Source organism: Rhodosalinus halophilus, assembly GCF_003298775.1.
GTDB classification, from domain to species: Bacteria; Pseudomonadota; Alphaproteobacteria; order Rhodobacterales; family Rhodobacteraceae; genus Rhodosalinus; species Rhodosalinus halophilus.
In genome coordinates, this window is the sequence record NZ_QNTQ01000004.1 from 24,764 (window position 1) to 37,867 (window position 13,104).

10 protein-coding genes are annotated in these 13,104 nt (G+C 71.8%); 4 read left to right on the forward strand and 6 right to left on the reverse strand.

All coding sequences use genetic code 11. The features are described 5' to 3' along the window. The first annotated feature begins 40 nt into the window (after positions 1-40). The 3 genes from metG to glpK all read left to right on the forward strand — a co-directional run bounded on the left by metG (position 41) and on the right by glpK (position 4,971). Complete coding sequence (gene metG, locus DRV85_RS03710; RefSeq protein WP_113288099.1) at positions 41-1,756, forward strand: methionine--tRNA ligase; 1,716 nt, start codon at positions 41-43, stop codon at positions 1,754-1,756. Between the two features lie 94 nt (positions 1,757-1,850). Then, positions 1,851-3,455, forward strand: coding sequence for a glycerol-3-phosphate dehydrogenase (glpD, locus tag DRV85_RS03715; RefSeq protein WP_113288100.1), 1,605 nt, complete (start codon positions 1,851-1,853; stop codon positions 3,453-3,455). A 31-nt stretch (positions 3,456-3,486) separates the two neighbouring features. Next, positions 3,487-4,971, forward strand: a complete 1,485-nt coding sequence (gene glpK, locus DRV85_RS03720; RefSeq protein WP_113288101.1) for a glycerol kinase GlpK — start codon at positions 3,487-3,489, stop codon at positions 4,969-4,971. A gap of 57 nt (positions 4,972-5,028) precedes the next feature. Here the strand turns inward: glpK and DRV85_RS03725 are convergent, their stop codons facing one another. The 6 genes from DRV85_RS03725 to DRV85_RS03750 form a co-directional block, all read right to left on the reverse strand. Further along, complete coding sequence (locus tag DRV85_RS03725) at positions 5,029-6,528, reverse strand: sulfatase-like hydrolase/transferase (RefSeq protein WP_113288102.1); 1,500 nt, start codon at positions 6,526-6,528, stop codon at positions 5,029-5,031. A gap of 141 nt (positions 6,529-6,669) precedes the next feature. Beyond that, on the reverse strand, positions 6,670-7,641 hold the full coding sequence (locus DRV85_RS03730; protein ID WP_113288103.1) for a diguanylate cyclase domain-containing protein: 972 nt from the start codon (positions 7,639-7,641) through the stop codon (positions 6,670-6,672). Positions 7,642-7,646: 5 nt separating this feature from the next. Next, on the reverse strand, positions 7,647-8,234 hold the full coding sequence (locus DRV85_RS03735) for a heme NO-binding domain-containing protein (RefSeq protein WP_113288104.1): 588 nt from the start codon (positions 8,232-8,234) through the stop codon (positions 7,647-7,649). Between the two features lie 89 nt (positions 8,235-8,323). Further along, complete coding sequence (locus DRV85_RS03740; RefSeq protein ID WP_113288105.1) at positions 8,324-9,904, reverse strand: trimethylamine methyltransferase family protein; 1,581 nt, start codon at positions 9,902-9,904, stop codon at positions 8,324-8,326. Between the two features lie 188 nt (positions 9,905-10,092). Then, the gene (locus DRV85_RS03745; RefSeq protein ID WP_113288106.1) at positions 10,093-10,794 is read right to left on the reverse strand and encodes an HAD family hydrolase; all 702 of its coding nucleotides are present in this window, start codon (positions 10,792-10,794) and stop codon (positions 10,093-10,095) included. Beyond that, positions 10,791-11,075, reverse strand: a complete 285-nt coding sequence (locus DRV85_RS03750; protein ID WP_113288107.1) for a DUF3572 domain-containing protein — start codon at positions 11,073-11,075, stop codon at positions 10,791-10,793. The genes DRV85_RS03745 and DRV85_RS03750 overlap by 4 nt, the downstream gene beginning before the upstream one ends. Before the next feature lie 78 nt (positions 11,076-11,153). Here DRV85_RS03750 and DRV85_RS03755 point away from each other — a divergent pair, with 78 nt between their 5' ends. Continuing rightward, positions 11,154-12,551, forward strand: a complete 1,398-nt coding sequence (locus tag DRV85_RS03755) for a diguanylate cyclase (RefSeq protein WP_113288108.1) — start codon at positions 11,154-11,156, stop codon at positions 12,549-12,551. The last annotated feature ends 553 nt before the right edge of the window (positions 12,552-13,104 follow it).

The following is a 13,104-nucleotide window of genomic DNA, read 5'->3' on the forward strand; positions in this document are numbered from 1 at the left end:
CATGCGCTAGAGACGCGGGCGACTGGGCAGCGAGGCACGCATGGCACGGCATCTGATCACCTCGGCGATCCCCTACATCAACGGGGTCAAGCATCTGGGAAACCTGGTGGGCTCGCAGCTGCCCGCCGATCTCTACGCGCGCTACCTGCGCGGGCGGGGCCACGAGGTGCTCTTCCTCTGCGCCACCGACGAGCACGGCACGCCCGCCGAACTCGCCGCCGCCAAGGCCGGCGAGCCGGTGGCCGACTACTGCGCGCGGATGCACGGGGTGCAGGCGGATCTGGCGCAGGGGTTCCGCCTGTCCTTCGACCATTTCGGGCGCTCGTCGTCCGATCAGAACCGGCACCTGACCCAGCATCTTGCCGTGAAGCTGCACGAGGCCGGGCTGATCGAGGAGCGCACCGAGCGGCAGGTCTATTCCGTGGCAGACGGCCGTTTCCTGCCCGACCGCTACATCGAGGGCACCTGCCCCAACTGCGGCTACGAGAAGGCCCGCGGCGACCAGTGCGAGAACTGCACCAAGCAGCTCGACCCCACGGACCTGATAAACCCGCGCAGCGCGATCTCGGGCTCCACCGAGCTGGAGGTGCGCGAGACCAAGCATCTCTACCTGCTGCAGTCGACGCTGCGCGACCGGCTGGCCGCCTGGATCGACGAACAGGCGGACTGGCCCGTGCTGACCACCTCGATCGCAAAGAAATGGCTCTTCGACGGCGACGGGCTGCAGGACCGCGGCATCACGCGCGACCTGGACTGGGGCATCCCGGTGCAGTTCGAGGGCGCGCCGTGGTCCGGCATGGAGGGCAAGGTCTTCTACGTCTGGTTCGACGCGCCGATCGAATACATCGCCTGCGCCGCCGAATGGGCCGCGGCGCAGGGCAAGCCGGATGCCGACTGGGAACGCTGGTGGCGCACCGGGCGCGGCGCGGCGGACGTGCGCTACACCCAGTTCATGGGCAAGGACAACGTGCCCTTCCACACGCTCAGTTTCCCCGCCACGCTGATCGGCTCGGGCGAGGACTGGAAGCTCGTCGATTACATCAAGTCCTTCAACTACCTGAATTACGACGGCGGGCAGTTCTCCACCAGCCAGGGGCGCGGCGTCTTCATGGACGATGCGCTGGAGCTGCTGCCGGCGGATTACTGGCGCTGGTGGCTGCTGTCCCGCGCGCCGGAGAACCAGGATTCCGAGTTCACCTGGGAGAGTTTCCAGGGCGGCGTGAACAAGGATCTCGCCGACGTGCTCGGCAACTTCGTCAGCCGCGTGACGAAGTTCTGCCGCTCACGCTTCGGCGAGGCGGTGCCGGAGGGCGGCGCGTGGGGCGACCGCGAGCGGCAGCTGATCGCCGACCTCTCCGCGGGGCTGGCGCGCTACGAGGCGGCGATGGAGTCCATCGCCATCCGCCGGGCTGCGCAGGAGCTGCGCGCGCTCTGGGTGCTGGGCAACGAATACCTGCAGGAGGCCGCGCCCTGGGCCGCCTACAAGGAGGATCCCGACCGCGCCGCGGCGATCATCCGCCTCGCGCTGAACCTGATCGCGGTCTACGCGGAGCTTTCCGCGCCCTTCATCCCCGACGCCGCCGACACGCTGCGCGCCGCGATGAAGAGCAAGACGGGCTGGCCGGCGGACATGCACGCCGCACTTCGCGCCCTGCCCCCCGGCCACGCCTTCACCGTGCCGGAGATGCTGTTCCGCAAGATCACGGACGAGGAACGCGACGCATGGCAGGCCCGCTTCGCCGGCGGACGGGGCTGAGCGGTCAGGAGGCGAAACGAAAGAAAACGAAAGCTCGTCTTGACGTTCGTTTTCGCATGAGGCTTTCTGCGCACTGAAACGCGCAGGAGGCCCCATGCCCGCGCCAGAGACCTTCACCGGCGAAGCCACCGACGATCTCTTCGTGATCGGCGGCGGGATCAACGGCTGCGGGATCGCCCGCGACGCCGCCGGGCGCGGGCTTTCCGTGACACTGGCCGAGACGGGCGACCTGGGTGGCGCGACCTCCTCGGCTTCGACCAAGCTCTTTCACGGCGGGTTGCGCTATCTGGAGTATTTCGAGTTCCGCCTGGTGCGCGCCGCGCTGCGCGAACGCGAGGTGCTGCGCGCAGCGATGCCGCAAATCGCCTGGCCACTGCGCTTCGTCCTGCCGCTCGCGCCGGATATGCGCTTCGATGCGGAGACGCCCGCCTCCCGTCTCGTCGCCCGGGCGATGCCCTGGACCCGCGGCCGGCGCCCGGCATGGATGATCCGCGCCGGTCTCTTCCTCTACGATCACATGAGCCGTCGACGGCTGCTGCCCGGCACGAGCGCGCTTGACCTCGGCCGCGCGCCCGAGGGCGCGCCGCTGCGCGAGGGGCTGCGGCGCGCTTTCGCCTATTCCGACGTCTGGGTGGACGATGCGCGCCTCGTCATCGCGAACGCGAGGGACGCAGCGGCCCTGGGCGCCACGATTCTGCCGCGCACCCGAGTCCTATGGGCCCAAGCCGAGGACGGCCTCTGGCATGTCAGGTTGCGCGACATGGAGACGGGGGCAGAGCGCACGCGCACCGCACGCGCGCTCGTCAACGCCGCCGGGCCCTGGGCAGGCGAGGTTCTGCGCAGCGCAATCGGGCGCGAGACCCGCGCGCGAGTCCGGCTGGTGCGCGGCAGCCACCTGGTGACGCGGCGACTCTACGCCCACGACAGCGCCTACATCCTGCAAGGTCCGGACGGCCGCGTGGTTTTCGTCATCCCCTATGAGCGCGACTTCACGCTGATCGGCACGACCGACGCCCCGCATCCCGATCCGGACACCGCGCCTCTCTGCACGGAAGCCGAAACGGCGTATCTGCTGGATTTCGCGAACCGCTGGCTGCGGCGGCCGCTGGACCGCGACGACGTGGTCTGGAGCTTTGCGGGCGTCCGGCCGCTCTATGACGACGGGGCGGCCTCCGATACCGCGGCCACGCGCGACTACGTGCTCGAGCGCGACACCGCCGCCGGCGCGCCGCTGCTTTCGGTCTTCGGCGGCAAGATCACGACCTACCGGCGCCTTGCCGAAGACGCGCTGGCCGCGCTCGCCCCCGATCTCGCGGGACTCGGCCCCGCCTGGACCGCGGGCGTCCCCCTGCCAGGGGCGGGCTTCGCGCCCGAGGCGGTGGGCGCGGAGATCGCGGCGCTGCGCGGCGACTATCCCTTCCTGTCGCAGGACTGGGCCCTGCGCCTGTTTCGCGCCTACGGTCGCGAAGCACGAGAGCTGCTGGGCGATGCGACGGAGGCGGCCGATCTCGGCCGCGACTTCGGCGCGACGCTGACCGAGGCGGAACTGGACTGGATGCTGCGTCGGGAATATGCCCGGACGGCGGAGGACGCGCTCTGGCGCCGCAGCAAGCTGGGCCTCCGGCTGGAAGCGGACGCGCAGGCGGCGGTCGCTGACTGGATCGAGTCCGCGCGACGGGTCCGGGCGGCGGCGGAGTAGCGCCCTTCGCGCAGGCCGAGGGAGGGCAGGCATGGGGCACATTCTCGCCATCGACCAGGGCACCACGTCGAGCCGCGCGATCGTCTTCGACGCTGCGTTGCGGCCCGTGGCGCAGGCCGGCCGCGAGTTCGCGCAACACTACCCGGCGCCCGGATGGGTCGAGCACGACCCCGACGAGCTCTTCGACACCTGCCTCGAAAGCGCGCAGGCGGCGCTCGCCCGCGCAGGGCTCGCGGCGGGCGACCTCGCAGGCATCGGGATCACGAACCAGCGCGAGACCACACTCTTGTGGGACCGTGAGAATGGCCGGCCGGTGCATCGCGCCATCGTCTGGCAGGACAGGCGGACGGCCGAGAGCTGCCATGCGCTGACCACGGCCGGGCACGAACCGATGGTAACTGAGAAAAGCGGCCTCGTCCTCGACCCCTATTTCAGCGCGACGAAGCTCGCATGGCTGCTCGACCGCGACTCGAATATGCGTGCGGTGGCCGAGGCGGGGCGGCTCGCCTTCGGCACCGTGGACAGTTGGCTGATCTGGCGGCTCACGGACGGGCGCGTGCACGCCACCGACGCCACCAACGCGTCCCGAACGATGCTGTGGGATATCCGTGAAAACCGCTGGTCGCCAGAGCTGTGCGCGCTCTTCCGCATCCCCGAGGCGGTGCTGCCGGAGGTGCGCGACTGCGCCGCGGATTTCGGCACGACGGACGCGCGCGTTCTTGGCGCCGCCGTCCCGATCCTCGGCGTCGCGGGCGACCAGCAGGCCGCCGCGATGGGGCAGGCCTGTTTCCGGCCGGGGATGCTGAAGGCCACCTACGGCACCGGCTGCTTCGCCCTGCTCAACACCGGCGAAGCCGCGGTGCCCTCGTCCAACCGGCTGCTCACCACGGTCGCCGCGCGGCTCGACGGGCGGACGACCTATGCGCTCGAGGGCGCAATCTTCGTGGCCGGCGCGGCGGTGCAGTGGCTGCGCGACGGGCTGGGTGTGCTGGGCCGCGCTTCGGAAGCCGACACGCTGGCCGCGCGCGCCGATCCCGCGCAGGAGGTGATGCTCGTGCCTGCCTTCACCGGACTCGGCGCGCCGTGGTGGGCGCCCGAGGCCCGCGGCGCGCTTTTCGGGCTGACGCGCAACGCCGGCCCGGCCGAACTCGCCCGCGCGGCGCTGGAGAGCGCGGGCTACCAGACGCGCGACCTGCTCGACGCGATGCGCGCCGACTGGCCTGACGCACCGGAGGCGGTGCTGCGGGTGGACGGCGGCATGAGCGCGAGCCAGCACGCTATGCAGTTCCTCGCAGACATCCTGGGCGCGCCGGTGGAGCGGCCCGAGGTGCTGGAGACCACTGCGCTGGGCGCCGCCTGGCTCGCCGGGCGGCGGGCGGGGCTCTATCCGCCGGAGGCCGAGATGGCCGCCCGCTGGCATGCCGAGCGACGCTTCCTCCCCGCAATGGCAGAGGAGGAGCGCGCGCGGCGGCACGCCCGCTGGCGCCGCGCCGTCGAAGCGGTGCTCTCGGTCTGAGACGCGGCGCTCGACGCGCGGCCTCGCGAGGACTGACCGCAGGGAAGGACGAGCGCCTTAGCCGGCCGGCCAGTCCCAGACCGCACGGTTGGCGAGCGTCCGGTCCATCAGCCGCGCGCGGTCTGCGATGAGCGCCTCGGCGGCAGCGAGCCGCGCGCCCGCCATGGCGGGATCGTCGGCGCGGTTGCGCAGGCAGCCCGGATCCTCCGAAAGGTCGTAGAGCGCGGGCGGCAGCCCGGGGCTGGCCACATAGAGGTGCCGGTCGTCGCGCCGGCATTGCAGCACGCAGTCCTCAGGCGCCAGGCCATAGTCCGCCGCGCGCGGCCCGAGCAGAAGACGGAAGTCGAACTCCCAGAGTGCAGCGTCGCGCCAGTCCGCCGGCCGCTCCCCCCGAACGAAGGGCAGGAGCGAGGCGCCGTCCACCGCCTGCCCCGGCGCCACGCCCATGAGCTCGGCCAGTGTCGGGAAGATGTCCACCGCCGAGGTGAAGGCCTCGACGTACCCGCCGCCGGCCTGCCCCGGCAGCCGCAGGATCAACGGTATCCGGTAACTCTCCTCGAAGAAGCCGCCCTTGCCGAGCATCCAGTGATCGCCCAGCATCTCGCCGTGGTCCGAGGTGAAGACCACCACCGTTTCGTCCCATTGGCCGGCCGCGCGCAGCGCATCGACGAGGCGCCCGATCTGCGCGTCCACCTCCGAGATCATCCCGGCATAGATCGCGCGCAGCCGGGCGAAGTCGCGCGCGGTCAGATCGCGGGCGAGCCCGCGTCCGCCCACGACGAAATCCGACAGTTCCTGGAAGCCTTGGATCGCGGCGACGAAGGGGTGCTGCGCGGCCTCGTCCGCGGGGCTGTCCGCGCGCACCGGAGGCGGCAAGGCGTCCTCGGCATACATCGAGGCGTAAGGCTCCGGCACGACAAAGGGCGGATGCGGGCGCAGGAAACTCAGATGCGCGAACCAGGGGCGGCCGTCCTCCTGCTCGTTCAGCCAGGCGAGGAATGCCTCCGTCAGAAAGGCGGTCTGGGTCTCGTCGGCGCCGTAGGACGGCGGGCGGCGCGAGATCGTCTCGCCCGGCTCGCCCGGGCTCGCGTGCCGCGCGGCCGGATCCGCCACCGGGTGCCCGCGGCCGCGCAACCAGGTGATCCAGGGCCACTCCGCCTCGTCGAGGCCCTGCCGCAGGTGGAAGCCCGGCAGAACGCCCTCGAAGGTGGCGCGCGCGGGATCGGCCGGGGCGAGGTGCCGCGGATCGGGCGCGGTGTCGGTGTAGCCGAAGAGCGTGGGCAGATAGCCCGCGCGCCGGGCCGCGAGCGCGAGATTGTCGAAGCGCGCGTCGAGGCCCGCACCGTTCCACACGACCCGGTGGTTCATCTGATAAAGGCCCGTGTGCAGGGAGGCGCGCGCCGGCGAGCAGGGCGCGCAGGGCGCATGGTGGCGGGCGAAGAGCGTGCCCTCGGCGGCCAGCGCATCGAGCGCCGGGGTGCGCACGGGAAAGCCAAGAGCGCCCAGCCAGTCGCCGCGCCACTGGTCCGCCGTGATGAGCAGGATATTGGGCCGCATTGTCCGTTTCCCTCTGTTTCCCGTGGGCAGTCTGTGCGCAGGCGACGGGGCAGCGCCACCCGGCGCGAGGCGCGATACGCTCGGGCTGTGGCATGCGCATGACAGACGCGGGCGGATCAGGCGCGCCTCGGGGGCCCTGCGTCAGCCGTCGGGCGCAGCGAAGCTGTGCCGCGCGCGCCCGGCGGCCTTGGAGGCGTAAAGCCCGCGATCGGCGTCGGCGAGCATGCGCGCGGGGTCGGGGCGGGCGTAGTCCCAGGACAGCGCGCTGCCCGCGCTGGCCGAGATGCGCGCCTGCCGTCCGTCGAAGAACACCGGCTCTTCGATGCGGCGGATCAGGCGCTCCGCGACATGCGCGACCTGATCCCGCTCGCCTGGCTCGCCCAGGACGATGACGAATTCGTCGCCGCCGACGCGGGCCACCGTATCGGCCGCGCGCGTTTCCTCGACGAGCAGGCGGGCCACCTGCTGCAGCACGTGGTCGCCCGCGGCGTGCCCCATGCTGTCGTTGACCGCCTTGAAGTAATCGAGATCCAGTTGCATCACCGCGAACCGCGCCCCGCGCTCGACGAGGCGGGCGAGAACGTGATCGAGCGCGCGACGGTTCTTGAGCCCCGTGAGCGTGTCGGTGAAGGCCTGCTCCTCGGCCGCGATCATCGCGCCCTGCAGGCGCAGGTTCAGCTTGCGCGACGCCTCCATCGCGGCGGATTTCGCCTCGACCAGATAGAGCATTTCCATGGCGAGGTCGGTCGCTGCGAAATCCGTGTTGGTCAGGGCATAGTCGCGCACCGCGTCGAGGATCGAGATGCCGAAGGAGAGATTAAGAATCGCGCCCCGCTCGCCCGGCAGCGGCACGAGCACGCCCTTGAGCTTGGTGCGCGGCGCGGCGCGCAGCCGCAGATGCAGGCGCATCCGCGCGTGGGCGAACAGATCGTCGATACCCGCGAGGGCGCGCGGGCGCGTGACCTCGAAGACCTCGAAGGCGTCACGGCCAGGCAGCGTATCCTCGGGCCGAAGCTTGACCAGCGTGGGACCGGCATGGGCGATGCAGCCCCGCCTGTCGAGGATCGCGTGCAGCGGGCAGAGCGCATCGAGGACGTCCGGGCAGGCCTCCATCGCGCTCAGCCGGCGCCGCCGCCCAGCTCGAAGCGCCGGCCCTCGGCATAGGCTGTCGCATAGAGGGTGATCTCTATCGCGTCGCGACCGGGTCCGGCGGGCCGCAGTTCGGTGAAGACGAGCGCGCCGTAGTCGTCGGCCATCGCCCGCAGCACGCCGAGCAGCACCGGGCCGAACCCCTCTTGCTGCGCATGGACGTGAAGGGTGTAGTGACCCGGCCGGTGCTCGACCAGATCGAGCGCCGGTAGGACGAGGTCCGAGACGGCGAGTCGCGCGCGTTCGGGCAGATCGTCGAGCGAGTGCAGGAAATCGAGGAAGGTGACGCCCCCGAAGCGCAGGAGCCGCCGCACGGCCTCCGCCTGCGGATGCGAGACGAGATAGGTTCCGATGTCCTCGAGCAGCTCGTCGCGCGCCTTGGCGAGCTCGCGGCAGGCGGCGTCGAGCACCCGCGGCGTCAGCTCCTCGGGGTAGGTCATCATCGCCTCGAACTCGGAAAAGCCGAGATCGGCACGATGCGTGACCGCGATCCAGGCATCGCGCCCGTAGGTGTCGGCCACGAAACACTGGATCGCCCTGTTGATCAGCCCGTGCATCCCTGCGTCTCCCACTCTGGGCGGGCAGTCTGGCCAACGGGCGTTAAGAAGCGCTCAATATCCTCAATTGGCGACACATCGCCGAGCGCTCAGAAGTCGGTCGGGGCACCGCCCTCGGCCTTGCGACGGCTCACGAAGGCCTCCAGCTCCTCGCGCACCGCCACGTCCATCGCAGGCGGCTCGAAGCTCGCCACGATCTCCTTCCAGACGCGGTGCGCGCGCTCGACGGTCCAGACGGCGCCCGCCGCCTCCCAGGCCTCGTAGTTCTTCCAGTCGCTCAGGAACGGCTGGTAGAAGGCGCTGGCGTAGCGCTCCTGCGTGTGCTGCGTGCCGAAGAAGTGGCCCTGATGGCCGACCTCGCGGATCGCGTCGAGGGCGATGGCGTCGGGTGTCGTGTCGCACAGCGCCGGCTCCATGTAGCGCTGGATCTGCTGGACGATCTCGCAGTCCATGACGAACTTCTCGGGGCTGGCGATCAGCCCGCCCTCGAGCCAGCCGGCGGCGTGATAGACCATGTTCGCGCCGGCCTGAACGGCCGACCAGAGGCTGTTGGAGGTCTCCCACATCGCCTGCCCGTCGGGCACGTTGGCCGCACAGACGCCGGAGGCGCGCATCGGCAGCCCGTAGAAGCGGGCGAGCTGGCCGGTCATCTGCGTCGCCCGCATGTATTCCGGCGTGCCGAAGGCGGGCGCGCCCGATTTCATGTCCACGTTCGAGGTGAAGGTGCCGATGGCGGTGCAGGCCCCCGGGCGGATCGCCTGCGCCAGCACCACGGCCGAGAGCGCCTCGGCCAGGCTTTGCGCGACGGCGCCGGCCATCGTCACGGGCGCCATCGCGCCGGCCAGCGTGAAGGGTGTGACCACCAGCCCCTGGTTGCGGCGCGCCAGCCGCATCCAGCCGTCGAGCATCGGGAAATCATGCTTGAGCGGCGAGGTGGAATTGATGTTGGTGTACATCTTCGGGCCGGACTCGAACTCCTCGTCCGAGTATTGGCCGGCGATGCGCACCATCTCCATCACGTCGTCCACCCGCTCGGCGCCCAGCGAATAGGCGTGCATCGCCTTGTCGGTGAGCGTGAGCTTGTCGTAGAGCACGTCGAGGTGCCGCACCGAGGGGTGCAGGTCCACCGGCTCGACCGGGTAGCCGCCGGCGAAGTGGATGCAGTCGAAATACTGGGTGAGCTTGAGCAGCGTGCGGCACTGTTCGCGAGTGCCCGGCATCTTCCGGCCGAGGTCCAGATCCCAGTAGTTCGGCGGCGACGAGACGTTGCCGAAGAGAATGTAGCGGCCGCCCATCGTGATCCGGCGGTCAGGGTTGCGCGGCGTGATGTCCCACTGCGCGGGGCATTTCGCCACCATCTCCATCACGAGCGCGCGGTCCATGCGGACCACATCGCCATCGACCTCGCAGCCCGCAGCGCGCAGGATATCCACCGCCTCGGGGTGGAGAAAGGCGATGCCGATCTCTTCGAGGATGCGCATCGCCCCGTCGTGGATCGCCTGCACGCCGTCGGCGTCGAGCGGCTCGACCGGCCGGTCGGGGTTGACGGGCAGGCGCCAGGGCGGCTGATCGATCACCGCCGAGCCGCGCCGGGCGGCGTTGCCGGCGCGGCCGCCGCCACGTCGGCGGCGCGGCGCGGGATCCTGGGCGCTCTGGGCATCGCGTTGCATGGCTGGCTCCTGTCGCGTTTGCGGGCATTGAACGCACTCGCGCGGCCGGATCGCGTGTCTGGATGCGACGGCCGACGTCGGAAACGGGCGGATGACGGTCGCCTGCGCGGCAGCGCGCGGCGCGCGCCCAGGCACGGACCGCATGAGCGGAGGAGCGGCCCTGACTCGCGTGCGCCTGTTCGGTCGGCTCAGCCGCGCGTCAGCCACGCCGGCAGATGCCCGATGTCGGGCAGCACGGCATCGGCATGGGGCGCGAGGTCATTCGCCTCGGCCGGGCCGGTCAGGACACCGACCACCTGCATTCCCGCCGCGCGACCGGCGTGCAGGTCGTGCAGGCTGTCGCCGACCATGACCACCTGCGCGGGCTCGAGCGCGACTGCCCGCGCGAAGGCCAGAAGCGGCGCGGGATCGGGCTTTGCGCCGTGGCCGCTGTCCGCCCCCGCCATCCAGTCGAAGGCCGCCTCGATCTCCGCCGCCAGCAGATGGGCGCGGGCGGCGAGCTCGCTGTCGTTGGTCATGACGCCGAGGCGCAGCCCCATCTCGCGCAGCCGCTCCATCAGCGGCGCAAGCGGCACCGCGGGGGCGAGCGGCGCCTCGGCGGCCCGGGCTGCGAGCCAGGGCTCGAGCGCGACGGCCTCGGCGCCGGGCAGCACGGTGGCGACGAGCTCCGCGACCTCGCGGTTGGTGCCGGCGATCACGGGGCTGTCACGGTGGAACCGGCGCTCGGCGAGATCGAAGCCGAGCGCCCGTGCGACCGACTGCGCAAGGGCGGCATCACCTGCGGCGAGTTCCTCGATAACCTCCGCGGCGAAGGCCGACCAGGTGGCGTGAAATCCGAAGAGCGTGCCGTCCTTGTCGAAGAGCACTGCGCCGGCGCGACGCGCGCTCATGTCCAGTGGGTCTGCACGCCGCCGGGCAGCGCGGCGCGCGCGGCCGCGGGCGTGCCGTAGTCGTGGCCGGTGGCGTCGCAGAAGCCGGTGACCCAGGCGTCGTCTTGCATCAGGAAATCGAGCACCGCCGCCAGTAGTTCGGGCTCTCCCGCCCCGCTGCGCAGATCCGCCGCGCCGATGCCGGTGCTGCCCATGAACACGTCGAGAAGCGCGCCGTCCCCGGCGATCCAGCCCAGCGCCTCGGCAGCCACCGCCTCGGCCCGATCCCTCCCAAGCGCCATCCCGCCAATCCTCCGAAAGGGTTTCTTAACCAGTTGAGTAAAGACTGCGGGCGTGAGTTTGCAAGCGGCGGAACGGGCATGACGGGCACGATCCTGATCGTGGAGACGGCAGCGACCCGTCGGATCGCGCTTCGCGCGACCCTCGGGGCAGCCTTTCGACGTGTTCTCGTCGCCTCCGACGCAGCGGAGGCGCTTGCCGCCGCCCGCGCCGAGCCGCCCGAGATCCTGCTTGCGGCGTCGGATCTGCCGGACACGGCAGCCTCCGCGCTGCGCCTGCGACTCACCGCGCAGGCGCCCGGGACACCGCCGCCCGCGCTCGCGGTGCTCACGCCGCCCGGCGACCGTGCCGCCCGGATCGACGCGCTGGAGGCGGGGGCGGACGACGCGATCGCATGCGGCACGCAGGGCGCGCTGCTCCTGGCGCGCCTGCGCCGCCTGTTGCGCGACCGCGAAGATACGGCAGAGCTTCGCCTGCGCGAGGCGACGCGCCGCGCGCTCGGCTTCGCCGAACCGCCCGCGGCCTTCGAGCGTCCCGCGCGTGCGGGGCTTCTGGCGAGCGACCGAGTCACGGCGACGCGGCTCGCCGACACGCTCGCCGCCTCGCTGGGCATCCATGTCGAGCCGCTCGACCGCCGGGGCGCTCTCGCACTGGGCCCCGAGGACAGTCTCGACGCCCTGGTGCTGACCGACGCCAGCGGATGTGCGAGCGTCGCTGGCCTGGTGCCCGCGCTCCGCGCCCAGGGGGCGACGCGCACCGCCGCGCTTCTCGTCCATGCCGCCGGCGCTGAGGCGGAACGCGAGGCGGCGCAGGCGCTGGATCTGGGGGCGCAGGATGCCCTCGCCGGCCCCTTCGACGCGGGCGAGCTCGCGCTGCGGCTTCAGGCGCGGCTCGCGGCGAAGCGGCGCGCGGACCGGTTGCGCGACGATCTGCGCGAGGGCCTTGCCGCCGCGGTGACGGATCCGCTCACCGGCCTCTACAACCGCCGTTACGCGCTGCCGCAACTTGCGCGGCTGGCCGCACGGGCGGCCTCCGCCGGCGAGCCGCTCACCGTCATGGTCGCCGATCTCGACCACTTCAAGGCGGTCAACGACGCCTACGGTCATGCCGCGGGCGACACCGTACTGGCCGAGACCGCAACGCGGCTGCGCGGCGCCTTGCGCGAAGGCGACATCGCGGCGCGGATCGGCGGTGAAGAGTTCCTCGTGGTGCTGCCCGCCACGGACGCCGAGCTCGCGAACGCTGTGGCGCGGCGACTGTGCGGGCGTATCGCGCACACACCAGTCGCGCTGCCCGGCAGAGGGGATGAGGTCCGGGTGACCGTCTCGATCGGTCTCGCCACGCTCGAGGGGGACGCCCGGGGCCAGGATGCCGGCGCCTCGCTCGCAGACAGCCTCCTGCAGCGCGCCGACCGGGCCCTTTACGGTGCCAAGTCGCATGGCCGCAACCGCGTGCGCGCCCATCGCTCCGCCGCCTGACCCCGCCGCGCGCGACCGCTCGGGGCGCGGGCTGGATCCGCATCCCGGTCCCGTGCGCCCTGTCCGGCCCGTCGAACGCGCCCCGACCGCAAGGCGCGTCTCCAGCGGCCTTTTCCCACTTGCAGAGGCCCGCCGTGTCGGTGGCATCCGGCGCGCCCATGCGAGGAACCGGGCCGACCTATCGCAGGCGCCGCAGCAGCGCCCACGCCCAACGATCCTGTCAACCGTCAGCGCCGCGCCGCTCTGACAGGGCGCCGGCGCGCAGGCCACTCGGCACGCGACGGATCGCAGCCGCGCCCGGCGACCGCGCAAGGCAGGCCCGTGCAACAGCGCCGCCAAGGCGGTCCGTCCTGCGCCTCCCAGGCATCGGCTCAACCCGGTCGGTGCGGGGTCGCGCCGAACCCTGAAGGCAGTGCCGAGACGCGCGGCCAAGGCGGGCGCGGTGCCCCGGCCTCGCGCGGAAGGCCCGCTCCAGCGGGACCGTGCAGGCGACTGACTGCCCCCGGGCCGCCCGCCTGACCTTTCGCGAGAGCAGCGCATCGAAGCTGCCATC